The 24,214-nt window shown below is 68.3% G+C and carries 21 protein-coding genes; 9 read left to right on the top strand and 12 right to left on the bottom strand.

Annotated elements, in window-relative coordinates:
• Positions 1-103 precede the first annotated feature (103 nt).
• The 7 genes from AB0F43_RS35165 to pilM form a co-directional block, all read right to left on the bottom strand.
• Entirely contained in the window at positions 104-1,468 is a 1,365-nt protein-coding gene (locus AB0F43_RS35165; RefSeq protein ID WP_360487148.1) for a bifunctional diguanylate cyclase/phosphodiesterase, read from the bottom strand.
• Entirely contained in the window at positions 1,461-1,913 is a 453-nt protein-coding gene (locus AB0F43_RS35160; protein ID WP_360487145.1) for a response regulator, read from the bottom strand. The genes AB0F43_RS35165 and AB0F43_RS35160 overlap by 8 nt, the downstream gene beginning before the upstream one ends.
• The gene (locus AB0F43_RS35155) at positions 1,910-4,240 is read right to left on the bottom strand and encodes an ATP-binding protein (protein ID WP_360487142.1); all 2,331 of its coding nucleotides are present in this window, start codon (positions 4,238-4,240) and stop codon (positions 1,910-1,912) included. The genes AB0F43_RS35160 and AB0F43_RS35155 overlap by 4 nt, the downstream gene beginning before the upstream one ends.
• 175 nt (positions 4,241-4,415) lie before the next feature.
• Positions 4,416-5,213, bottom strand: coding sequence for a prepilin peptidase (locus AB0F43_RS35150; protein WP_360487139.1), 798 nt, complete (start codon positions 5,211-5,213; stop codon positions 4,416-4,418).
• A 4-nt stretch (positions 5,214-5,217) separates the two neighbouring features.
• Positions 5,218-5,835 carry a hypothetical protein gene (locus AB0F43_RS35145; RefSeq protein ID WP_360487136.1) on the bottom strand — a complete coding sequence of 206 codons (618 nt, stop codon included), beginning with the start codon at positions 5,833-5,835 and terminating at the stop codon, positions 5,218-5,220.
• A gap of 5 nt (positions 5,836-5,840) precedes the next feature.
• On the bottom strand, positions 5,841-6,560 hold the full coding sequence (locus AB0F43_RS35140; protein ID WP_360487133.1) for a hypothetical protein: 720 nt from the start codon (positions 6,558-6,560) through the stop codon (positions 5,841-5,843).
• Positions 6,557-7,639 carry a type IV pilus assembly protein PilM gene (gene pilM / locus AB0F43_RS35135; RefSeq protein ID WP_360487130.1) on the bottom strand — a complete coding sequence of 361 codons (1,083 nt, stop codon included), beginning with the start codon at positions 7,637-7,639 and terminating at the stop codon, positions 6,557-6,559. Before pilM ends, AB0F43_RS35140 begins: the two co-directional genes overlap by 4 nt.
• A 212-nt stretch (positions 7,640-7,851) precedes the next feature.
• Between pilM and AB0F43_RS35130 the strand changes: the two genes are divergently transcribed.
• The 6 genes from AB0F43_RS35130 (at position 7,852) to AB0F43_RS35105 (ending at position 15,358) form a co-directional block, all read left to right on the top strand.
• On the top strand, positions 7,852-8,958 hold the full coding sequence (locus AB0F43_RS35130; RefSeq protein WP_360487127.1) for a type IV pilus twitching motility protein PilT: 1,107 nt from the start codon (positions 7,852-7,854) through the stop codon (positions 8,956-8,958).
• 10 nt (positions 8,959-8,968) lie between these two features.
• Entirely contained in the window at positions 8,969-9,490 is a 522-nt protein-coding gene (locus AB0F43_RS35125; RefSeq protein WP_360487124.1) for a hypothetical protein, read from the top strand.
• Between the two features lie 115 nt (positions 9,491-9,605).
• Positions 9,606-11,312 carry an ATPase, T2SS/T4P/T4SS family gene (locus tag AB0F43_RS35120; protein ID WP_360487121.1) on the top strand — a complete coding sequence of 569 codons (1,707 nt, stop codon included), beginning with the start codon at positions 9,606-9,608 and terminating at the stop codon, positions 11,310-11,312.
• A gap of 90 nt (positions 11,313-11,402) precedes the next feature.
• Complete coding sequence (locus AB0F43_RS35115) at positions 11,403-12,674, top strand: type IV pilus twitching motility protein PilT (RefSeq protein WP_360487118.1); 1,272 nt, start codon at positions 11,403-11,405, stop codon at positions 12,672-12,674.
• A gap of 20 nt (positions 12,675-12,694) precedes the next feature.
• A complete protein-coding gene (locus tag AB0F43_RS35110; protein WP_360487115.1) occupies positions 12,695-13,912 on the top strand; it encodes a type II secretion system F family protein in 1,218 nt (405 codons plus the stop codon).
• 225 nt (positions 13,913-14,137) lie between these two features.
• Positions 14,138-15,358 carry a SpoIID/LytB domain-containing protein gene (locus tag AB0F43_RS35105; protein ID WP_360487113.1) on the top strand — a complete coding sequence of 407 codons (1,221 nt, stop codon included), beginning with the start codon at positions 14,138-14,140 and terminating at the stop codon, positions 15,356-15,358.
• Positions 15,359-15,678: 320 nt separating this feature from the next.
• Here the strand turns inward: AB0F43_RS35105 and AB0F43_RS35100 are convergent, their stop codons facing one another.
• The 5 genes from AB0F43_RS35100 to AB0F43_RS35080 all read right to left on the bottom strand — a co-directional run bounded on the left by AB0F43_RS35100 (position 15,679) and on the right by AB0F43_RS35080 (position 20,591).
• The gene (locus tag AB0F43_RS35100) at positions 15,679-16,080 is read right to left on the bottom strand and encodes a VOC family protein (RefSeq protein ID WP_360487111.1); all 402 of its coding nucleotides are present in this window, start codon (positions 16,078-16,080) and stop codon (positions 15,679-15,681) included.
• 210 nt (positions 16,081-16,290) lie between these two features.
• Positions 16,291-17,718 (bottom strand): pilus assembly PilX N-terminal domain-containing protein, encoded by a 1,428-nt coding sequence (locus AB0F43_RS35095; RefSeq protein ID WP_360487108.1) that lies wholly within the window; start codon positions 17,716-17,718, stop codon positions 16,291-16,293.
• Positions 17,718-18,317, bottom strand: a complete 600-nt coding sequence (locus AB0F43_RS35090) for a hypothetical protein (protein WP_360487105.1) — start codon at positions 18,315-18,317, stop codon at positions 17,718-17,720. The genes AB0F43_RS35095 and AB0F43_RS35090 overlap by 1 nt, the downstream gene beginning before the upstream one ends.
• A gap of 53 nt (positions 18,318-18,370) precedes the next feature.
• Complete coding sequence (locus AB0F43_RS35085; RefSeq protein WP_360487102.1) at positions 18,371-20,110, bottom strand: prepilin-type N-terminal cleavage/methylation domain-containing protein; 1,740 nt, start codon at positions 20,108-20,110, stop codon at positions 18,371-18,373.
• A complete protein-coding gene (locus AB0F43_RS35080) occupies positions 20,094-20,591 on the bottom strand; it encodes a GspH/FimT family pseudopilin (protein WP_360487099.1) in 498 nt (165 codons plus the stop codon). Before AB0F43_RS35080 ends, AB0F43_RS35085 begins: the two co-directional genes overlap by 17 nt.
• Positions 20,592-20,843: 252 nt before the next feature.
• Between AB0F43_RS35080 and AB0F43_RS35075 the strand changes: the two genes are divergently transcribed.
• The 3 genes from AB0F43_RS35075 to AB0F43_RS35065 all read left to right on the top strand — a co-directional run bounded on the left by AB0F43_RS35075 (position 20,844) and on the right by AB0F43_RS35065 (position 24,130).
• A complete protein-coding gene (locus AB0F43_RS35075; protein ID WP_360487096.1) occupies positions 20,844-21,287 on the top strand; it encodes a prepilin-type N-terminal cleavage/methylation domain-containing protein in 444 nt (147 codons plus the stop codon).
• A gap of 229 nt (positions 21,288-21,516) precedes the next feature.
• The gene (locus AB0F43_RS35070; protein WP_360487093.1) at positions 21,517-21,915 is read left to right on the top strand and encodes a hypothetical protein; all 399 of its coding nucleotides are present in this window, start codon (positions 21,517-21,519) and stop codon (positions 21,913-21,915) included.
• 103 nt (positions 21,916-22,018) lie between these two features.
• Positions 22,019-24,130, top strand: coding sequence for a peptidoglycan DD-metalloendopeptidase family protein (locus AB0F43_RS35065; RefSeq protein WP_360487090.1), 2,112 nt, complete (start codon positions 22,019-22,021; stop codon positions 24,128-24,130).
• Positions 24,131-24,214 lie beyond the last annotated feature (84 nt).

Raw genomic sequence — 24,214 nt, 5'->3', positions numbered from 1 at the left:
GGCCAGCGCTGACCTGGTCGGCATCGTGCGGTAGACGATCGTCAGGATCTCGGGCACTCCCGGTCGGTCGGCGTACTCGATCAAGCCTCGGCCGCAGGTGCCGCTAGCGGTTCTGCATGCCGCTGGTGAGCAAGGCGGTGGTCACTTCGGGCAGGGCCGGCCGGGCCAGGTGATAGCCCTGGCCATAGCGACAGCTCAAAGCTCGCAGATGCGCCACCTGCGCCTCGGTTTCGACGCCTTCGGCCACAACTCGCAGTCCGGCGGAGTCCATCATCTCGAGGATCGCCCGCGCGAGGCCGTACTCGTACGGCGACGACGCGATGCCGGCGATCAGAGCCCGGTCGAGCTTCACCGTGTCGACAGGGAGCCGGCCCAGGTAGCTGATGGACGAGTAGCCGGTGCCGAAGTCGTCGATGCCCAGCCCGAACCCGGCGTCGCGCAACTTGCGCAACAGGTCGATCGCCTCGTGGCCGTTCGTCATCAGGCCGGTCTCGGTGATCTCCAGCAGCAGGCCGGCCGGGTTCACGGCGTACCGGTCCACGATGTCCATGACGCCCTCGACCAGCCCCGGATGCCGGAACTCGACCGGGGACAGATTGACGTGAACGCGGAACTGGTGGTCGCCGGTCAGCTTCTCCCACTCGGCCAGCTGGCGGACGGCGGTTTCGAGCACCCAGCGGCCAAGATCGGCGATCAGGCCGCTCTCCTCGGCGACGCCGACGAACTGGTCGGGCGGCACCATGCCCCGGGTCGGATGCTGCCAGCGCACCAGTGCCTCGGCGCCGACCACGGTCCCGGTGTGGAGGTCGAGCACCGGCTGGAAGTGCAGCAGCAGGCCCGTTCCGGTCGCCAGTGCATCGGCGAGTGCCGCGGTCGTCTCGAACCGGTCGACGATCGAGACGCGCATGTCCGGTTGGAACACCTCGACCAGGCCGGCACCGCGCGACCTCGCGACCTGCATGGCGGTGTCGGCGTCCCGCAGATAGGTCGTTGCCGATGCGCCCGCGTGCGGCAGGCAGATGCCGATGCTCGCCGAGAGCCAGATCACGCCCTGCACGTTGGATGAGCGGCGGCGGATCGCCTGCTCGACCTGCTGCCCGAACCGCAGCGCGCCCTCCCGGTCGCTCGCCCGGAGCAGGACCGCGAATTCGTCGCCTCGTAGCCGCGACACCAGGTCATCCGGCCCGGTGAGCTCCTCCAACCGCCGGCCGACTTCGATCAGCACCTGATCGCCGGTTTGGTGGCCGAGGCTGCCGTTGACCGCGCGGAAGTTGTCGATCGAGATCACCAGCACCGCCGGCCCGGCCACACCACGACGGGTCCCGGCCAGTGTCTCGGTCAGCCGTTCGAGCAACCCCGCCCGGTTCGGCAGGCCGGTGAGCGTGTCACGGGTGACCTGCTGCGCGACCTGCTGCCGCAGCGCGGCGAGCTCGGCCTCGACCGTGGCCAGCCGATCCTCGTCACTCATCGGGCTGTCCGCGGTCAGGGCGGCGTTGCAGCGCCCACGGCATGCCGAGCCGGCGGATGACGTCGAGGAGTGCCTCGAACGCGACCGGCTTGATCAGGTACGCCGACGCACCGAGCTGGTGCACGGCGGCGATGTCCTTGTCCTCGATGGAGCCGCTCATCACCACGACCGGCGTGTCCATCAGCTCTGGGTCACTCCGCACGGCGCGCAGGATGTCCAGGCCGCCGGTGTCTGCCAGGTGGAGGTCGGTGATCACGACCGCAGGCAGCGAGTACTCGGCGCGGTCCGCGTAGCGGCCGTCGCCGTTGAGGTAGGCGACTGCCTCGGCCCCGTCACGCACCGCGTGGATCGGGTTCACCAACCCGCCCTTGGCGAGAAATCGCCGGACCAGGTGGACGTGACTCTCATCGTCCTCTGCCAGCAGTACTGGCGGATGCGTGGTCATGCCGTTCCTCTCTGTACGCTGAGCGCGGTCCTGAGGGCATCCCAGAAGGCCTCGACGTCGATCGGTTTGGTCAGGAACGCGACGGCGCCGGCGTCCCGAAGCGCAGAACCCCGGCCGGGCATCACATCGGCGGAGATCACGATCACCGGGATGCCTGCCGTCCGCGGGTCGGCACGCAACTGGTCGAGGACTTCCTCACCGGGCATGTCCGGCAGATGCCGGTCGAGCAGGATGAGATCGGGTTGGTGGACGACGGCCAGCTCGAGCCCGAGCCGGCCCTGTACGGCGCCGAGCGGCGCCGGAGCCTGCGCACGGCGCAAGAGCTCCTCCACCAGGCTGAAGTTCGCGAGATTGTCCTCGACGCACAGCACGGTCACGTCGCGCAGATCGGGCAGGGGCTCGCCGACGGAGTCGGCCCGGTCCGCCTCCGCCGGTGCCATTGCCTGCCTGCCCGGACGGTCAGTCTCGAGCAGGTGGGCGGTGAACGTGCTACCGTCCGGCCCGGTCGACTCGAGGGTGAGACTGCCGCCCATGACCTGGACCAGCCGATGGGAGAGGGCCAGCCCGAGCCCGGTGCCCTCGACCACGGTCTGCTCGGCGCCGAGGCGCTCGAACGGCATGAACAGGTTCTGGAGCTTCCGGGGCGAGATTCCGGGACCCGTGTCGCGCACCTGAAGCGCGACCTGGCCGGGCTGGTCGTGCACCCACCCGAGCGTCACGGTGCCGCCGGGGCGGTTGTACTTGATGCCGTTCGAGATCAGGTTGATCAGCACCTGCTTCAGTCGCTGGTGGTCGGCCGAGACGTAGACCTCCGTCGTACTGGCGGGGTCGATCTCCACCGTGACGCCGGCGTCGACCGCGATCGGTCGCATCAACCGCACCGCCTCCACCACCACCGTCGACAGCTCGATCGCCTCGATCGAGAGTGCGAACGACCCCGACTCGACCCGGGCCAGGTCGAGCACCTCGTTGACCAGCGCGAGCAGGTGCCGGCCACCCCGCAGGATGTGATCGACGCTGTCGCGCTGCTCCTCGTCGAGCCCGTCCATGGCCAGGAGCTGGGCGAACCCGAGGACCGCGTTCAACGGGGTCCGCAGCTCGTGGCTCATCCGGGAGAGGAACTCGTCCTTGGCTCGGTTGGCCCGCTCTGCCGCGTCCCTGGCCAGCTCGATCGCACGCTGGGCGCGCAGTTGATCAGTGACGTCGCTGGCCACACCGACGATCAGGCCGGCAGGCTGGTGATCGTCACCGGCCACCTCGCGCCAGCGGACCGCGAGCCGCCGTTCCTGGCCGTCGACGGCCGGCACGGTGAGATCGGCCCGGGATGCGCCGACATCGTCGAGCTGCCCCTCCCGCGTGTCCGGCGGACTGTCGAGGCGAAGCTTCCTGCGTAGCCACCCGAGCTCCATCGGCCGGTCGGTGCTGAGCCCAAGGTCGGCGATCAGCCGTGGGTCGCCGCGGGTCCGGACGTAGCCGTCGGCATGGAACTCGAACAGGATCAGTCCGCCGGTGCTGAGCGTGAGCTCGAGCATCGCCTGCTTGTCCGCGATCAGCTCCGCGGTCCTCGTCATCGTCGTTCCCAGCTCGCTGAGCTCGTCCTCGCCGGTCGACATCGGGAGCAGCGGCCGCGACTCGGCGAGCCGGCGGGCGTTCTCGCGCACGAGCAGCAGGCGGCGGGTGAGACCGGTCGAGAGCACAACCATCGCGGCCAGGCCGCCGATCAGCCCGAGTCCCCCCGCCGCGAGCGCGATCGTCGTGACGGTGCTGCGGAGCCGCACCGCGGCGGCCGCCTTGTCCTGCTCCTCGGCCTGTTCGTACTGGGCGATCTCCGCGACCACCGCCCGCAGCTCGTCCATCGTGTTCTTGCTGGCGAGCAGTGCCTCGGTCCGCTGCGGCGAGCGGTCCGGGACGTCGTCCAGGGCGTGGAGTGTCGCGATCTCCTTGGCGACCGCCCTGTCCATCCGGCGCAGGCGATCCCCCTGCCCACCCTGGTCCGCGATCAGCAGATCGAGCTCGGTGCGTGCGGGGCGAAGCCGGCGGATGGCTTGGGCGCGGAGGTCGAGGAACTCGCTGCGTCCGGTGGCGAGGTAGCCACGTGTCGCCGACTCGGCCTCGACGGTCAGCAGAAGGACCTGGTCCAGTGCGAGTTGCGTCTCCATGGCTCGTACGGCGTCGTCGGTCGCACGGATGCCGATCTGCCGGGTGGTGAAGATGGCCGCGATCGCGATCAGCAGCGCGATGATCGGTACGGCGACTGTCATCAGCAGCTTTGCCCGCAGGGAGCGGCGGGCCCAGAACGCAGGCTGGTGCGTGCTCGCTGCCGTCATCGTTCACCAATCCCCGTCGAGTGGGTCCGCCTCCCAGCAGCGCGTACCTTCGGATGGTCACGGACCCGTGGCTCTCAGTGCATGCTAACGCCAGGTGACCACAAATGTGCGTTTGTGGCGATCCGATCACGCTCAGGCTGCGGACGGCATCAAACGCCGCGGGGGAGCCGCGGTGTCAGGCCAGGCCGGTGAGTGCCAGGTACGAACTCCACAGCTGCGGACCGGCGAACAGCCCGATGGAGGCACCGGCCAGCATGAACGGGCCGTGCGGGACCCGCGACCGCCGTCCAACGACGCCGATCGCGAGCAGGGCGATGCCGACGACCGCTCCGACGACGAACCCGGCCAGCAGGCCCGTTACGCTGGAGCCCCATCCGGTCCAGCCCAGCGCCAGGCCGAGCAACGGGGCCAGTGCAACGTCGCCCAGCCCCATGCCGCGACCGGTGGTTGCCAGCCACACCCCGCCGTACACCGCGAGCCAGACTCCCGCCGACGCGAGCGCCACCGGAATCGGCCCGGGCCCCCGGCTCACCGCGTCCGCGGTCAGCAGCGCGGCCGTCAGTCCGGCGGTCACACCGGTCACCACGAAGGGCAGCCGCTGGTGGGCCAGGTCGATCACAGCCAGCGCGATACTCGCGGCGGCCAGCACGAGCACCGCAGCGAGGTACCACGACAGCCCCAGCCGGAAACCGATCGCCAGGAACACCAGCCCGGCCGAACCCTCCACGGCCGGGTAGCGCCAGGGGATCGGGGTCGAACAGTCCCGGCACCGTCCGCGCAGGACGAGCCAGGACAGGACCGGCACGTTGTCGTACGCACGGATCGCGTGTTCGCACGCCGGGCAGGACGACCGGGGCCGGACCAGCGACCGCCCAGCCGGGACTCGGTGGACGACGACGTTGAGGAACGAACCGACCAGCAGGCCGAGGCAGCCCAGGACCGGCAGCGCCGCCAGGGGTACGGCGGTCGCCACTGGGTCACCGCCGCCTGACCGTTGACGGATCGGGCGCCGCCGGCATGACGAACATCTGCCCGGTGATGGTGGCCGTGTAGGTGCCCGCGACGGCGCCGGTGCCGAGGGTCAGCGACGACACCAGGTATGCACGCGGTAGAACCTCGAGGTTCTCGGCCAGACGCTGGATCTCGTCGAAGTCGCCCTGCACGGTGACTGTCACCGTCTGGCCCGCCAGGTCAGTGTCAGTCGACTCACCCGGCAGCTGTGCCTTGTCCGAGCCGCCCGACGTACCGGCTACGGGGGCCTCGGCGCTGAGTTCGGTGACATCGTCGGCCGGGATGCCCGCCTGCGTGGCGGCCGCGGTGATGGCCCTGAACAGGGTGGGCTGGTCGGCGGTCGGCGGGAACAGCGACGCAAGAGCGCGTGCTGTCGCCCGAGTGGCGGGCAGCTGCTTGCGCTGCACCTCGAGCTTGGCGAGTTGCTGCCGGAGCGTCTCGTTTTGCCCTCTGGTCGTTTCGATCCGGGTGCGGACATCGGCCAGCTCGCTGGTCTGCGGGCTCAGCACGAGAAGCCACCCGGCTGCCGTTATGGCCAGCAGCGCGACACCGCCCAGGGTCTTCGTGGCGGTAGCGGACCTCATGTTCATCATCGGCCTCCGGTCGCGGCGAGCAGCGCGTCGATGTCGGCGTATCGGTTGCTGTAGACACGCTTCGACACCGAGACGGAGCCGCTGAAGGTGACCCGCTTGCCGTCGGCCGTCGACGTGGTCGTCACGTACGGCGCGACGAAGACGCCGCCGGCGCCGAGCTTGACGACGAACTGGCCGACCACGGCACGGCTGGTCGCCGTACCGGTGAGGGTGACGCAGCCGACCGCGCCCTGCCGCACGAAGGGGTTCGGTGCCGGGCAGACGTTCGCCGGCGTACTCGTCTGGCCTGCCTTGCCGGCCGGCTGAGCGCCGTCGATGGTCGCGTTGGCGGTCTCGATCCGTACGCCGGTGGGCGTGGCGGCGCGCAGGTCGTCGAGCACCCGGGACGTCAGCGCCTCGTTCGCCATGGCCTTCTTCACCATGGCCTTCTGCTTCGCCACCTCAGCGACAAAGGCGCTGACGGGCGCGAGTTCCTTGGTGTCCGCGGTGAGCCTGGACGTCTCGGCCTGCTCGACGGTGAGCAATTTCTCGGCCTGCACGGACCGGAGGTGCTGGAAACCCCAGCCACCGCCGACAAGCAGCGCGAGGACGACGGCCGCCGCGACGAACCGGCGCCGCATCATGCGGGCCGCCATCGCCTCGAAGACGCTCGGCGACAGGAGGTTGACGGCGGGCAGCCCGATCGGGAAGTGCTGCTTCTTCAGAGAATTGATCATCGTGACGGTACCCCCATGCACAGTCCGGCGGGCGCGGCGAGCGCGGTGACCTCGTCCGGGTCCAGCCGCAGCCGGCGGCGCTTGCGCATCCCGGCCAGCGGTGACAGGGGCTCGACAGCGACGCCGAGCTCGTCGGCCAGGCGCTCGGCCAGCCCGCCGAGCCGCGACCCCGCGCCGGTCAGCAGCACCCGCGCGAGCTGCGCCGGCTCGGCGCCGGACTCCGTGCCGGCGGAACGGAAGTAGTCGAGGGTCGCGCGGACCTCGGAAATCAACGTCGTGACCTGCTTGACGATCAGGTCCTGCGCCGGGTGCTCCAGCTGGCCCTCCACGGCCGGCAGGCCGAGGGCGATCTTGGTGCTGTCGGCATCCTCCGGGCTCCAGCCGAACCGGTCCTGCAGGGCTCGGGTGATGACGCCACTGCCGACGCCGGGGATCATCCGCACGAACTGGGGCCGGCCGCCGGAGTGGACTGTCACCGCGACGGTGTCGGCGCCGATGTCGATGATCGCCTCGGTGGGCGCGTCCGGGTCCAGGTGAGCGTTGGTCAGCCGGATCAGCGCGAACGGCCGCAAGTCGGCCCGCACCGGCCGCAGGCCCGCGGCCCGGATCGCCGCGACGAACCCGTCGACGACGTCACGGGTGGCCGCGACCAGCAGGATGCGCACCACCCGGCGGGTCTCGCCGGGCTTCTCGCCGGGCAGCTCCAGTTCCTCGAGGACGTGGTAGTCGAGGTTCGCCTCCTCCACCGGGACCGGCAGGGTGTCGGCGACCTGGTAGCGGATCGCCTTGCGGAAGTCGGCGGGAGGCATCCAGTCCAGATCCAGTTGGCGCACCAGCACTCCCTCGTTCGCCAGCCCGAAGGTGACCTCCCTGGTGGAGAAGTCGCCCTGTTTCCACAGCTCCCTCAGCGCCTCGGTGACGGCGTCCGGATCGATCACGACACCGGCACGCACCGCACCCTCCGGCAACGGAACGGCGGCGAACGCACGCAGGGACGGCAGTCGCCGCCTGCTGAGGTCCATTTCTGCGGCGCGGACACCGGCACTGCCGATGTCCAGGCCGACGACGGTGCGTCCCACGGGTGAGTCCTTAGGTACGTCGGGGGCTGGTCAGTGCGAGCAGCGACGACACCAGGAAGGGGCCGTACGGCGCTATCGCTGCTCGCACCAGGGGTATCGGACCGGGCACGGAGCCACTTGACCCCGATCTGCCGCGGGGGTTCAGTCGGTCCGTCGGTACGCCGAGACACAGATGTCCGCCGTGTCCCTCACCCCCGAAGGCGTGCCCCCTGATGGACCTCCAGATCGCACCGTTCCTGTCCGCGGTGGTCGCCAACCAGGCGTCCGACCTCCACCTCAAGGCCGGTAGTCCACCGAAGATCCGGATCTCGGGCTCGCTGCTCCCGCTCGAGGTCGAGCCGTTGACGGCCGAGCGGGTGTGGGAGATCGTCCGCGAGACCATGACACCCGACGTCGAGGAGCGGTTCACCGCCATCAACGAGGCGGACTACGCCTTGTCTGTGCCTGGCACCGGGCGGTTCCGGGTGAACGCCTTCCGGGCCCGGGGTTCCGTCGCCTGTGTGCTGCGACTGGTCGGGGACGAACCGCTGACACTCACCGACCTCGGGCTGCCCGATGTGCTGCGGCGGCTCGCGCTCGAGCCCCGGGGACTGGTCCTGGTGACCGGGCCGACCGGCTCGGGCAAGACCACCACGCTGGCGGCGATGGTGGATGCGGTGAACGAGGCCCGCCCCGTTCACGTGCTGACGATCGAGGACCCGATCGAGGTGATGCACCGGGACAAGGTGGCCAGTATCAACCAGCGCGAACTCGGCATGGATACCGCAGGCTGGGCGCCGGCACTGCGGGCGGCGATGCGGCAGGACCCCGATGTGATCCTGATCGGTGAGATGCGGGACGCCGACACCGTGAAGGCGGCGCTGTCCGCGGCAGAGACGGGCCATTTCGTGATGTCCACCCTGCACACCACGGATGCCGCGGAGACCGTCAACCGGATCATCGACTTCTTCCCACCGCACGAGCAGAAGCAGGTCCGGCTGTCGCTCGCGGCAGCGCTGAAGGGCATCGTCTGCCAGCGGCTACTGCCGAAGTCGGACGGAGCCGGCCGCGCCTGCGCGTTGGAGATCGCGATCAACACCCCACGGTTGCAGGAGGCGATCGCCGACCCGGACCGGACCGAGCAGATCCCGGACATCGTTGCCGCCGGCGCCTACTCCGGCATGCAGACCTTCGACCAGAACCTGCTCCAACTGGTGCTCGACGGCACCGTGGAAATCTCCGACGCGGCGCTGGCCGCCTCGAATTCACACGACTTTTCGGTCATGCTGAAGCGTGCCGGGCTGGACCCGACTCTGATCGACGCAGCTATCGCCGTCTGAGGTGTCTCTCGTGGCCGACAACAAGAAGACCCGCGCGCAGGGAAGCGGTCGCAGTACCCTGACCGATCCGGAGCTGTCTCCGCAGCTCGCCGGGCTGAGCCTGTCCGAGCTGCGGGCCTACCGGCAGCAGTTGATGGATGAAGAGGACAGGGTCTCGTACTGGCGGCGGCTGGTGCACGCCCGGCTCGACGTGCTCGACGCCGAGATTCGCAACAGCGGCACGCTCAGCGTGGACAAGCTCATCCAGGTCCTCGGCGATACCGGCGCCGGCAGGACGCGCACCGCGCTGGCCAGGATCCGGCCGGCGGATCCGCTGCCCGAACTCCCCGTGCTCGCGGAGATGTGGGTGACCGGGATCGACCCGCACGACGCCGACGCGATCAAGGACGCGATGGAACGGTTGCGGGCGGCAGAGGTCAAGCTCACCGGGTACCGCAAGGCGTTGCACCAGCGGCTCGACGAGGCCACCGGGGACCTGATCGGCCGCTACCGGCTGGATCCCTCGCTGGCGCTCAGCGTGCTGCCCGGCTGAGCGCGGCCGGGTACTTCGCGTCCCGATCGAGACGGTCAAACGCTCAAGCGGCGGCCCCCTGCAGCCGATGAGGCTGGTGACAGACGAGTCAGGTTCGATTCGTGAAAGGCTTCGCATGCTCGACACTGCCGTGCTCGACCTGCCCGTGGGCGAGACCGTTCAGGCACTGCTCGGGGCCCGGCTGGTCTCGCCGGCGCAGGTCGAGGACGCCGTTCGTACCGCGAACGACCAGGCCCTCACGCCACTGCAGGTGCTGATCGACACCGGCGCCGTCAGCACCGCCGACGCGATCCGTACGGCGGCGACGGCCGCGGGTCTGGAGTTTGTCGAGCTCGCCGAGTACGGCGTGGACGCCTCCGCCGCGGCGCTGCTGCCGGCCGATTTCGCCCGGCGGGCGGCGGTGTTGCCGGTGGGCTGGGACGACGGCGCCCTGCTCGTCGCGGTCACCATCCGGCAGGCCGGCAACATCGAACTCAAGGACGACCTGACCCGGATCACCAGGCACCGGACCCGGTTCGTGGTGGCTCGCCATGCGGACATCGAGGCCAAGATCGGCCAGGTGTACCGCGCGGAGGGTGAGCTGGACGACCTCAGCTCCGACCTGCTGGGGGTGGACGATCCGGCGGCCGAGGATCTCGCGAACTTCACCGAGGTGTCGGCCGAGGCACCGGTGATCCGGTTCGTCAACCTGTTGATCTCGCAGGCGATCGCCGACCGCGCCTCGGACATCCACATCGAGCCGGGCGAGCGCGAACTGCGGGTCCGCTACCGCATCGACGGCGTACTGCACGATGCGCACCGCTCGCCGAAGAACATCCAGAACGGCGTGATCTCGCGGCTGAAGATCATGGCCGACATGAACATCGCCGAGCGGCGCCTTCCTCAGGACGGGCGCATGTCGGTGAACCACCAGGGCCGCAAGGTGGACCTGCGGGTGGCGACGCTGCCGACGGTCTGGGGCGAGAAGGTCGTCGCCCGGATCCTGGACACCGGCCACACCCAGCTCGACCTGGACGACCTCGGCTTCAGCGATGCCAACTACGCCCGCTACCGGTCGGCGTACAGCAAGCCTTACGGCATGATCCTCGCCACCGGGCCGACCGGCTCCGGGAAATCGACCACCCTCTACGCGACGCTGAACCTGCTCAACCGGCCGGAGGTGAACATCATCACCGTCGAGGACCCGGTCGAGTACCGGCTACCCGGAATCAACCAGGTGCAGACCAACGTCCGGGCCGGACTCACCTTCGCGTCAGCCTTGCGGTCGATCCTGCGGGCGGACCCCGACATCGTCCTGATCGGTGAGATCCGCGACCACGAGACGGCACAGATCGCCGTCGAGGCGGCGCTCACCGGTCACCTCGTGCTCTCCACGCTGCACACCAACGACGCACCATCGGCGGTCACGCGCCTCGTGGAGATGGGGATCGAGCCGTTCCTCGTCGGGTCTGCGCTCGACGCCGTGGTCGCACAGCGACTTTGCCGGCTGCTGTGCGAGCGGTGCAAGGTGCCGTACCAGCCCCAGTTGCATGAGCTGCTCGACGCCGGCTTCCCGTGGCGCCAGGACGAGCCGTTGCCGACCCTGTACCGGGCGGCCGGCTGCTCTGCCTGCGCGAACACCGGGTACCGAGGCCGGATGGCGTTGCACGAGGTGATGTCGGTCAACGAGGACATCGAGCGGCTCGCGGTCGCCCGGGCCACGACGGACGACATCGGCCGGCTCGCACGGTCGCAAGGGATGGACAGCCTGCGCCACGACGGATGGCTGAAGGCCACCCGGGGTCTCACGTCGATCGAAGAGATCCTCCGGGTCGTCGTCTGAGTGGATCGGGGCGGGGCCCTCAAGTCTGCTCGGCCGGATGCCGACACCTCAGGTGGGCGAGCTGTCGGCCTGTCGATCCGAGGAGACCACGTGACCGAAACCAGCAACCTGACCGTCGGCTTGGCGCCCGCCGTCGCCGTACCGGCTGTTGCCGCCCCCGCCCCCGCCCCCGCCGCCGCACGACCCGCGGCCGGACGCGCCGACGCGCCGATGCGGACGGCCGACAGGCCGGCTGAGCGGCCGGTCGCTGCCCCGGCGGCGGTGCCGCGGCTGGTTCTGGACGACCTGCTGATGCATGTGGTGTCTTCCGGCGGTTCGGACCTGCACCTCACATCGGGCGCGCCGCCCACCGTGCGGGTGCGCGGCTCGATGGTGCAGGTCGAGGGCTACGACGAGCTCACCCCGGAGCAGCTGCAGTCGGCGCTGTACGGCGTGATGACCGAGCGGCAGCGCAAGGTGTTCGAGGAGAACCTCGAGCTGGACTTCGCGTACGCCGTACCGGGGAAAGCGCGGTTCCGCGTCAACGTGTTCCAGCAGCGGGAGTCCCTCGGTGCCGTGATGCGGCTGATCCCGTGGGAGATCAAGCCGCTGGAGTCGCTCGGCATGCCGTCGGTGATGGGGACCTTCGCCGGCCTGAAGCGTGGCCTGGTGCTCGTCACCGGTCCGACCGGCTCCGGCAAGTCGACCACGCTCGCCGCGATCATCGACCAGGCGAACCGCATGCGCAGCGGTCACATCATGACCATCGAAGACCCGATCGAATTCCTCCACGGGCACCAGAGCTCGCTGGTGAATCAGCGCGAGGTCGGGTCCGACACGCACTCCTTCCGCGCCGCGCTCAAGCACGTACTGCGGCAGGACCCGGACGTCATCCTGGTCGGTGAACTGCGCGACCTGGACACCATCTCCGTCGCGCTGACCGCAGCTGAGACCGGCCACCTGGTGTTCGCCACCCTGCACACCCAGTCCGCGCAGGACACCATCACCCGCATCGTCGACGTGTTCCCCGCGGAGCAGCAGCAGCAGGTCCGCACGCAGCTCGCGGCGACCTTGCAGGCAGTGGTCTGCCAGACGCTGTGCAAGACGATCGACGGCACCAGCCGGGTCGCCGCCGTTGAGATCATGATCTGCAACGCCGGTATCCGGGCGATGATCCGCGACGACAAGCTGCAGCAGATCCAGGGGACCCTGCAGGCCGGCGCCAAGGACGGCATGCAGACCCTCAACGCGCATCTCGCCCAGCTCGTCAAGGCCGGCCGGATCAGCTACGAGACCGGCCTGGACAACTGCTCGAACCGTGCCGACTTCGACACCCTGGTCGGCTCCGGCGCCCGGCGCCCGTCGGCGCAGAGCTGGCACTGAGGCAGGCCCGGAGAGATCCCATGACGACCACCAAGTACGCCTACAAGGTCAAGAGCGCCAACGGCAAGTTCGTCGAGGGTAAGGTCGAGGCCGCCTCCGAGGCCGCCGTCGCCGAGAAGCTCAAGTCGATGGGCTACGTGGCTCTCGACGTACGGCCGGCGAACTCCGGCATGGGACGCGAGCTCAGCATCGGACTGCCGAAGCGGGTGAAGCTCAAGGACCTGGCGGTGTTCTCCCGCCAGTTCGCGACCATGGTCGACGCCGGTCTCACCATGCTGCGCGCGCTCAGCATCCTTTCCGAGCAGTCGGAGAACCCTGAGCTGCGCCGGGTGCTGCGCCAGGTCAAGCAGGACGTCGAGGCCGGCTCGAGCCTGTCGTCGTCGTTCGCCAAGCTGCCGCGGGTGTTCCCGGCGCTGATGGTGAACATGGTCCGGGCGGGCGAGACCGGCGGCTTCCTGGATTCGGCCATGCGGCAGATCGCGGACAACTTCGAGGCCGAGGTCCGGCTGCGGGGCAAGATCAAGTCGGCGATGACCTACCCGGTCGTGGTGTTCGTCATGGCGATCCTGATGTGCATCGGCATGCTGCTGTTCATCGTCCCCGTCTTCGAATCGATGTTCGCTGATCTCGGCGGTGAACTGCCGCTGCCGACGCAGATCCTGGTGGCGATGTCGAAGGGCATGAAGTTCGTCATGCCGGTGCTCGTGGTGCTGACCGTGGCCTTCGTCATCGGCTGGCGCAAGTTCGGCAGGACCGAGCGCGTCCAGTCGGTGGTCGATCCGGTCAAGCTGAAACTGCCGGTCTTCGGCAAGCTGTTCGCGAAGATCGCCCTGGCCCGCTTCGCCCGCAACCTCGGCACGCTGCTGTCGTCCGGCGTACCCATCCTGGTGGCACTGGACGTGGTCTCCGAGACCACCGGCTCCGTCGTCATCGCCCGGGCGCTGAAGGACGTGCAGGAGTCCGTACGACGTGGCGACAGCGTGGCCGGCCCGTTGTCCGAGCACGCGGTGTTCCCGCCGATGGTGGTCCAGATGATCTCCTCCGGTGAGGAGACCGGCGCGGTCGACCAGATGCTGAGCAAGATCGCCGAGTTCTACGACCAGGAGGTCGAGGCGACGACCGAGGCTCTGACCGCGCTGATCGAGCCGCTGATGATCGCGTTCCTCGGCGCTGTGGTCGGGTCGATGATCATCGCCCTGTACATGCCGATCTTCAAGGTCTTCGACCTGATCGGCTGACACCCAGGCTGGGGTGCTGCCCGCTACGGGGGTGGGCAGCACCCCGTTTCTCTGGCCCTTCGGGTTCTCAAGTGGGCCGGTCGAGCCGCCGAGAAGTGAGCAATGGAACGGCAAGCTGCCGGGTCGGGAAGGGAAGCCTGAACTCGGATAGCCGCCACCGTCGAGCCCGACCGGAACACCGGGTCCTGGCGGGTTCCTCCGCCATCTACGAACGAAGTACGGGGAATGAAAACACAACGGGGAAGAGTCCGCCTGCTCATCGCCGCCGCAGCCGCGGTGTCACTGTCGTCCGCCAGCCTGGCAACGATCATGGCACCTCCGGCATCGGCGGCCCAGTCCTACCGGGTCCCGCCGACCGGTGACCTGAAGGTCTTCGGCCATGGCTTCGGCCACGGCCGCGGCATGTCGCAGTACGGCGCACAGGGCGCCGCGCTGGCCGGCCGGACCGCAACGTCGATCTTGAACTTCTACTACCCAGGCACGACGACGACCGCTGTCTCAGGGTCCATGCGGGTGTGGATCAGCGGGGATACCACGTCGAACCTCAGGGTGAAGCCCTCGAGCGGGCTGAGCGTCCGCGACCTCGGCGACAAAGCCGTTTGGACACTGCCGGTCTCGGCGTCGGTCACCCAGTGGTCGATCGAACCGTACGGCGAGCACCGCACCCGGCTGATGTACTTCCACGCACCGTCGAAGCGCTGGATCGCGTTCAGCGGACGCGGCGTCTTCAAGGGCATGGCGCAGTTCGAGGGTTCGGCCCCGAAGGCGCTGATCATGCCGAATGGCAGCCCCAGGCTGTACCGGGGCGCGTTGCGCTCGGCGGACCGTACCGGCGCCTCCCTTGACACGATCAACGTGGTGCGCCTGGACGACTACGTCCGTGGCGTGGTGCCGCGTGAAGCGATCGCGTCCTGGCGACCGGCGGCGCTGCAGGCGCAGGCCGTTGCCGCGCGCACCTACAGCGTCGCCAAGCGGAGCGCCGCAACCAGGCGTGACTACGACCTGTGCGACACGACCAGCTGTCAGGTGTACGGCGGCTATTCCGCTGAGGTGCCGTCCACCAACACCGCAGTGGCAGTCACCGCCGGCAAGATCCGCACGTACCGGGGCAAGCCGATCCTTGCCGAGTACTCTTCGTCGAACGGTGGTTACACGGCGGCCGGGCCGGTTGCGTACCAGATCGCCAAAGCCGACCCGTACGACGGCTACTCCGGCAACCGGAACGGGAACCACACCTGGACGAAGACGATCAGCCGGGCGGCCGCCGAGCGGGCACTGGGCGTCGGCACCCTGAAGTCCATCGTGGTCACCAAACGGACCGGACTGGGCCAATGGGGCGGCCGGGTGCTGAGCCTGACCGTGATCGGCTCAACCGGCTCGAAAACCTACACCGGCGACCAGGTGCGCAGGAAGCTCGGCCTGAAGTCGAACTGGTACAGCTTCTAGAACTCGGCGATGATCAAGCGCTGACGTCCGATCGGCGGCGCGTCCTGCGCGGACCCTTCGGCCGCTGGCTGGTGCGGGTCATTCCCCGATTCGGACGGGGGAGACTCGCACCCGCCAGGGCCGCTGACGGGTTATCTCATCGCTGGCGCGTTGTAACCGATCAGCGGTGACATGACCCGCCAGCGTCCAGCCCGAATCGCCGCGCACGGACCGCCAGCGGCCCGCCCATTTCACCAAGCGAACATCAGCCCTATCCGCCACCCGGACCCCGGCGACTCCAGCCCGTCGGCTTGCCCGGCTCCGGTGCCCGGCCGGCCAGCTCAGGCGTGAGACGGCGTGCAGAAGAACTCCAGCGCGATATTGTCGGGATCCTTGAAGCTGAGATGCAGCCCGTACGGGTCCTCGACGATCCCGGAGTTCGTCACGCCCTGATCGTCCAGGCGTGCCCGCCACGACTCCAGCTGGTCGCGGTCCTCGACGTGGAACCCGACGTGGTCGAGACCCACTCGGGCCGGGTCGAACCGGTCTTCGGTGCCGGTGGACCCGTGGGTGCGGAATCCGAACATGATGGCCGGTGATGCGCAGATCGTGATCGGGCCGACAGTGTCCTCACCGGCGAAGAGAATCTCCGTGTCGAAGAGCCGTTGATAGAAGTCCGTACTCCGCTTGACGTCCGTAACCGTCAATGCGATGTGCCCGACACCTTGAAGATTCCCCGCCACCGTCACCACCCCTGTTCACCGCTCGAAATGATTTCCCCCGATTCGGACGGTACGCCGGCCCATAGGCGCCGACAAGACAGCGCCCTGCAGGGTCAGCGGTCGAGCTCGCGGTAGGCGGTCTGGGTGATCTGCAGCTCGCTGGAATGGATAGAGGGCCCTGCGAGCGTTGTGCTCGCAGGGCCCTCGCCCGGGTCGGGTGGTTGCAGGCGATCAGCGGTCCAGTTCGCGGTACGACGTCTGCGTCAGGCTCATCAGCCCCGTGGAAAGGTTGCTCACGAAGCACTCGTCCATGGCAAAGTTGGAGGTACCCGACAGGTTGAGGGTCTCGGCGTAGACCGTGCCGATGAGGCTTGCCCCTCCATTGGCGGTCAGCTGGCCGTGGGGATCGGCGGCCGTGAGGAAGACCGACGCGACGAGCGACAGGCCCGCGTTCATGCGGGCATTGCCACCGTCGATGACGATGATGAGTGACTTGTCGGTGCAATTTGGGTCGTCCGCCGACAGGCTTGGGCTCAGGGGTCGCCCGAAACCGACGATGTCATTGAGGACGACTGTGCCGCCGGGGTCGGTCGTGGTGAGGTCGAAGTACATCACCGCTTGGCGCTGCTTCGGGCTTCTCCCGGGTGTCAGCTCGCTTGCTTTGGTGAACAGGTTCCCCTGCGCCACGGCGGTCGCCCGTAGGCTCTCGAGCTCGACCTGGCTCAGCGGTGGCTTCTTGAAGCCGTACAGCGCCTGAAGGACTGCCTGGCTCTTCACGAACGAGCCGTCGACGTCCTTGAGGTTGTCCCCGTCGATGTCCAAGGGTTCGTAGTACGCCTTGTGGTTCGTCTGTGTGGATTCGCAGGGGGTGCCGATCAGGCTGCCGCCGAGCTTGTCCTGGTCGCCAGGGTAGAGAACGATCCCTTTCACGATCGGGCCGCACGGTTCGGCCGCGGTGTGAATCGGCTTGGACACGCCCGGGCAGAACTCGCTACTCCCTTGTGCATCGCTGATGATCTGTGAGGAGTGCACTCCGGTGGGGATCCCATACACCGCATCGATGTCGCCTGGGACCGTCTTGATCTTGCTCCGGTTGTAGACGCAGCCGGTGGAGAACAAGCTCTCCCTGGTCAGCGAGAAGTCTCCGCCACCGGAGACCTTACTGGCGACGACACCCAGCGGGACGCTCGCCTTGGTGACCTGGATGTCGACATCGACCGCGCGGGCGGCGGAACCATTCGCCATCCCGGTCGAGTGGATCCGGTAGACGCCTGGATTGCTCCCCGGATACTTGGCGATCGGCTCGATCCACACCTGGTATGTCTGACCGGCGATGCCGGGAATGGTTGCGGTGCGAGGTGCGTTCTTGTTGCCCCACGGGTCGTCAGTGCAGATGCCGGCGGTGGCCCCGGCGGGGCACTTGTTGAGCCCGCCAAGCCCAGACGTACGCAGATTAGTCATCGCGTGGGCGACGCCGGCATCGGCGGCATTCAGGGCGGAACCTGCTTGCTGAGCCTTCACCGATGAGCCCAGGTTGTCGATGGTGACAGCCGCGACCGTTGCCGACAGCGCCATGACGACCGCCAGCACCATCAGGGTGATGATCAGGGCCGAGCCTTCGTCGGTCCGGCGAGCCTGCCTGCGCACAGTGTTCTCCATCAGTTCAAGTTCCGATTCCGCAGGTCCACCTGCGTTGTGTAGACCTGCTTGTGCGGGCCGTCGAGAACGGTCAAGGAGATCGCCACGACATCGATACGAGCGAGCTCCTTGTCGGGCAGTCCGTTTCCGTTGCCGACCGGTGCTGAATCGAGCTCCCTCCAGCTTGTCCGGCCATCTCCGTTGGTGTCGTACGACCACGAGCTGCTGTACAGGTCGATGTGGAACTCGGAGACGATAGAGGACAGCAGCGGTCGGGTGACGTCGCCACCGCCTTGGTTGGCGGTCAGCGTCAGTTTCTTTTCCGACGGCTCCCACCGGTAGGTCAGGACCTCTGGGTCGGCGGCATCTTCGTCCTTGTCGCCTTTGCCATCGAAGTCGATCCAGATGGTTATCTCTTTGGCGTCGGTCGAGCTCGGCGTCGTCAGCTCTACGGCGGTGACCTCGTTGGCCTGTCGCAGCTCCCGGGAGAGCCGCTCCATCACCAGGCGGGCGTCTTCGCTCACATTCGCGAACTGCTTGGTGTCCTGGGTGACCCGGCTCGTCCCGAGCGCGAAGCCGAGCAGGAGGCTGCTCAAGAGCCCGAAGAGCCCGATCGCCACGAGAACCTCGACCAGGGACACGCCCGAGTCGCCGCGCACAGGATCGGTGGAGTTCACCGGGAGTCCTTCGCACTGCAGCTTGTTGCCCCGATGCTTAGCGAGAGGGCGGACGAGGGGTCGACCCCGTCCGGGGCGGTGGTGTCTGTGCGAACCGGCTTGGTTGTGATGGACACGACGGAGGGCAGCGTGACGCTCACTTCACCGGCGGTCTTGACACTCGTGACCTGCGCGGCAGTGAGCGAGGACCAGCTCTCGATGTAGTCACCTAAGCTACGACCTCCGCCGACCTGCGTGCTCAGGGGTACGAGCGCCAGCGGATCCAGCGCGCCCTTGATGATGGGGACCGATTCGTACCGCCCGATGGTGTCGTTCCAGTACTGCACTGTGGCCGCGTAGCCGAAGCTCGAGCTCGCCACCTTGCTGTCGAGGCGGCAGTTGGCTGATGCGTTCTGGAGCTCGATGCGGACCACACCTTTGGGCGCGGAGTTCGTCGGGAACAAGGCGATCGTGGAAGTTCGTGCGACCGCGCAGGACTCGACGGAAGCGGCCTGGGTCTGCAGATAGCCGCTGGCGGTGACGTACGAGTCTTGCGTGCCGCCGGAACCGGCGGCGCAGGTGGTCGGGCTCAGGCCGCTCGGTCTTTGGGTGGTGGTGTCGACGCTGACCGGCTGCGCATTGGGGAGCAGTTCGAGTTTGGACAAGTACTCGCTCTGCTCACTGTTGCCGACTGAGAAACCGGAGTTGGTCGGGCCCGTGACCATCGTTTGCAGCGGCGCGATTCGGCTGCCGGCAGTCGGGTATCCGTCCTTTGCCGTCACCGCGATCGGGCCGAGCATCGTGTTACCCCAGCACGCGTAAGTACACCCTCCACCCAGTGACCCCGCAGCACCGTTGGCCGTCGCGAGAGTTGCCGATGGTGGTGCCACCACAGCGGCGGTGGCGCCCGACTGTTGGACACCGGAGGACCGGCTCGCCGAGGTCGCGGTCAGGTTCGCGCTCACGGTCACGGCGTTCGACAGGCTGCCGACCAGGTTCAACTGCCCTGCAGCGAAGGCCAGCGGCCCGCCATCCGCGGTGACCGACCTCACCTCGACCGCCTTCAGGTTGGCCTCCACGTGCAGGCGCTCCACGTTGGAATCGCGGCGGTGGATCTGGGTGTAGGTCGTGATCGGGCGCAGCGTTCCATGCTCGGACCGCAGGACTGTGATAGTTACCCCGATCTGGGCTTCCGGCGGAACGTCCGTGGCGTCGTGCAGGGTGTTGTACCCGGCCGGTGGTGTCGCCGCAACCGGCGGCACGGCAGCGGAAAGGAACTGAGTGGCGGTGACGACGACGAACGGGCCGAGCCCTGGCGCGCTCACCGCGGGACGCACGCTGCGGTAGAGGGCGCCGTTCTGGGGCTCGTACGAGCACCGGGTGCCGCCCGGCGGGACGTAGCCGGTCCAGCTGGCCTGCGGCCGGTTGACCGCGTCGCTCGTGCCACAGGCGGGTGTCGCCGCGGGAGGAGTGAGATCGGGGTAGTAGATGTCGAGCACGTCGACGTACGGGCCGGCAGACGGACCGACGTTGTACGGCATGCCGCGCATCCGCTCCAGTTCGCCCTGGGCGACCCCTTTGGCCTGGGTGACCAGTTTGGCGGTGCCGGCAGACTTCAGCCCGACGACGAGTTGCGGCAGAACCGCGACCATCACGGTCAGCATCACACCCAGCGCGACGATGATCTCGACCAATGTGAAACCGTTGTCCCCGCTTGCCGGGGCGCTCTTGGAGGACGGTTCACGCAATTGAGACACGGCCGGTCAGTCCTTCCACGGTCAGTGTGTAGACCTTGCTGCTGCCGTCGCGGCTCACCGTCACTTCGCCGGCCCACGCCGAGCCGTGCGGGGTGAAGCTCACCTTGGCCACCGCACCGGCCGGGGAGACGAAGGTGGCTGTCGCGAGGCGAACCGACTTGCCGGCAGTCTTGACCGGGCCGCGGACGCTGACTTTGGCCGGGTCGCTGCAAGCGGGCAGGGTTGGCGTGCTCGCGCGATAGACGGTGTAGGTGTTCGCCGCGGTGTTGAACTCGACGCAGACGGAGCGGCCCTCGGTGACGGCGCGCTGTTGGCTATGGCGCAGCACTGTCTGCAGGGTGCGGGCGGTACCGGACTGCTCGTTCGCGCGCGCCCAACGCCAATAGCTGCCCACCGCGATCGTCATCATGATGCTGAGCAGCACGATCGTCACCATGACCTCGATCATGGTGAAGCCCGCGTCGCGGGAGCGTGGTGGCATGGCAGTCCTGCTTCTCGGGTGTCCCGGCGTATGCGCTGTCGTGTCCGTCGGCTGAAGAGTCGGTACGCCGGGGGTCCGACTTGAGTCGCGGGTGGCGAGGTGTGAGCCAGCTCCCGGAAGTACCCGAGCCATCGGGCCTAAAGCGGGGGTGGGGCGATACCGAAGATGAAGACGTCAACGCGCTGAAAGCCTCTCCTACGTCGAAGGGAAAACAGCGCACCATCACTGTTTCTCAACCGTAGGAGAACACCCATGCTGGCTCGTCTCACGAAGGCGATGAACAAGAAGGACCATGGCTTCACGCTCATCGAGCTCCTGGTCGTCATCATCATCATCGGCATCCTCGCCGCGATCGCCATCCCGATCTTCCTGAACCAGCGGAAGAAAGGCGTGGACGCGTCGATCAAGTCCGACGTCAAGAACTACGCCACCCAGGTGGAGACCTTCTACACGGACAGCCAGAAGTATCCGGTGGCCGCTGACATCGGGGGAACCACCAGCCCTTCCATCGACGTCGGAACCGAGAAGGTCATGGTGTCCGAGGGGAACATTCTGACCTATGCAGTGATCGGCACCACCGGGTACAAGATCTGCGGTTCCAACCCCAAAGGCACGGCTGACGGCTCAGTAGGCAAGTTCTTCGTATACAACTCGACCACCGGCGGGCTCACCCCGGGTGGCCCAGGCGCCTGCTGAGCACCGATTGTGCTGGGGCCCCAGTCGCGATGCGGTCGGGGTCTGAGGAGCAGGGTGACGGGTACGGCTCTGCACAGCCCGTCCGACGGTCCGGGGCGGTACGCGACTCGCGTACCGCCCCTGACGTCCTTGCGACAGAGCCCTCAACTACAGGGCGCGCGGTTCCGATACCTAGGCGGACATCACTCGACCCACGTCACCAGGTGATGTGGTTTCCAAGGCGGCCGACATGCGGATCATCTCCCTGCGGGGCGCCACCAGGGCATTCGTCCTCGTGGTGATCACGGCCGTTCCCCTGCTCGGTGTCATCGACACCGGGGTCGTCGGGTACGCGCGTCTGGCGACCGAGGACGACGCGAAGGTCGTGGCCCGTGCGGCCGCCGACGCCGTCCGCGGGCAACCCCTCACCCAGCAGACCGCACTGACCGCCTACGAAGAGGCTGACGTGACCGCGCGCAGACTCGGCGCAACTGTCGCCAAGAAGGACTTCACCGTCCACCGCGACGGGCAGGTGACGCTCACCATGGAGCGCACAGCGCCGACGCTCATCTTCGACCAGCTCCCATTCCTGCGCGACAAGACCGACATCTCCGTCACCGTGACGGTCGAGCCGTCGCGGTATTCCTGAAGCCTACAGAGAGATCCGCCCGATGCCACCGATGAAGGGTCGCGACCGGAGCCACAGGTCGACTGCTACCGCGCTCCGCGGCACAGCCGCGGTGCTCGGCAGTATGCTCGCCGTCGCTACCGCTGCGCCGACCGCGGGCGCCAACGCTCCCGACAGGCCCGGCACCGCCCAGCTACCCATCACGCCGTCGATCGAGCCTGTCGCGGCCACCGTCGACCTGCTCCAGCAGCGCGCCGTGGAGCTGAGGCATCGGGTGCTCGAGACCTCCGCCGCCTATCAGCAGGCGCGGGCTCACGCCGCCAAGCTGCTTGCGGAGGACGCCCGTGCCGCCGCGGCGGCCGACAAGGCCGTGCGGTACGCCGACGGGCTGCACAGCGAGCTGTCCGGGCGCTCCCCGATTCCCGGCGCAGGCCTGTTGCTGGACGTCATGCTTCGAGGTGACCCCGAGCTGGACGATGCGGTCGCGGCCGCGAAGGCTCAGGACGCGGCGATGAAGGCCGCCGAGGAAGCCAAGAAGGCCAGCCAGGCAGCTGACCTGGCCTCGGCACGCGCCAAGACCGCCTGGACCTACACAGCCTCGCAGGCGGCAGAGCTGGACATTCGCATCCGGGCCCAGAGCCAGGCGGAGAAATCGTTGCGCCTGGCCACCTTCCATTCGTCGTACGAGGTGCCCATCCGGGTGCAGGACCTGCGCAACCGGGCCGCACTGGAGAACTGGCGCACGTACCTGACCGCGCTCGGCGACGCGCGGATCATCCCGCCCACCGCGAGCCGGCTGTCCGACCCCGATGCGCTGCCCGCGCCGCTGCGGCCCGTGCTCGACAAGGCAGGGGATCCGATCCCGGGTGTCGCCCAGGTGTCGCGCATCGGGGACGACCCGCTGGTCGTGCTGCCGGCGGAGACGATCCGCGCCGTGTCGAAGGCCTTCTCCCGCGTCGGCCGGCCGGATGCAGCCGACGCCTCAGGCCCCGACGCGTACGCCTGTGGTGGCTTCACTCGCGACGTCTGGCGGTCGTTGTACAGCCTGCCCCGCGGGTCGGTCAGTCAGTGGGAGACGCTGGCGAAAGTCCAACGCAAGCACCTCCAGGTCGGCGACCTGGTGTACATCGGCGACCGCTACTACGGCACCCATCGTTCCGGCGTCAACCTCGGCGGCGGGCTGTGGATCGCGGTGCGGCCCAACACCGGTGCCGTGGTGGTGGAAAGGTTGCCGCAAGCGTCCGTGTACGGCATTCGCCGGGTCACCCTGCCGAAGCCGGCCGAGCGGACACCGGCCCCCAAACCGTTGCCCAACTACACCAAGATCGGCTGCGGTGAGGTCAAGATACCGGTGACGCCTCAGGGCGGCATCACCGGCACCACCGACACGACGGTGGACCTGGCCGGCACCCTGAGCACCTCCGCCTCGGCCTGGACGATGCCCGTTGCCAAGGGCTCGTACCAGCTCTCCGCGGAGTTCGGTGCTGTCGGCAACCTCTGGAGCAACGGCCGGCACACCGGTCAGGACTTCGCCGTCAAGCTCGGTACGCCGGTCCGCGCCGCCCTCGGTGGCGTGGTCACGGTGGAGCACCCGGCGTGGGCGGGCAACCTGGTTCGGATCAACCACGGCAACGGGCTCCAGTCCTGGTACGCACATCTGTCCGCGGCCACCGTCGTACCGGGTCAGTGGGTGGACGCCGGCACGGTCATCGGTGCGGTGGGCAACGAGGGGAACAGCACCGGTCCACATCTGCACTTCGAGATCCGCGTCGACGGCGAGCCGGTGGATCCGCTGCCGTTGCTGGTTCCGTCAACATCGCAGGCCCGCTGGGGCGGCTACCGCAACGGGTTGATCCCGGCCACCGCCCTGTGTGCGCCGGTGCCCGGCGGCGAGCTGCACCTCCGCTGCGACGCGGCTGTCGCGTTCCGCTTCCTGAACTCGGCGTTCAGTGCGCGGTTCGGCCGGCCGCTGTCCGTCTCCGACTCCTACCGCTCGCTGGCCGAGCAGCAGGCACTGTTCGCTGTGAAGCCGAACCTGGCCGCGGTACCGGGAACCTCGAACCATGGTTGGGGACTGGCTGTCGACCTGGCCGCCGGCGTGGAGAAGTTCGGGACGGCCGAGCACCAGTGGATGGCCGCGAACGCGCCGCGCTTCGGCTGGCAGCACCCGGCGTGGGCGCGTCGGGGAGGCAGCCGCCCCGAGCCGTGGCACTTCGAGTTCGGCCGTTTTTCCTGAGCTCTGACGGCCTCATTTCGCGGTCTGTTGCCACCCGCAACGCTCTGACGACTGGAAGTCGCCACCGGAGCACGCCATGGTAGA

The sequence above is a fragment of the Kribbella sp. NPDC023972 genome, from assembly GCF_040639075.1.
In the GTDB taxonomy this organism is placed as follows: Bacteria; Actinomycetota; Actinomycetes; order Propionibacteriales; family Kribbellaceae; genus Kribbella.
This window is presented reverse-complemented; position numbering and strand designations above follow the sequence as displayed.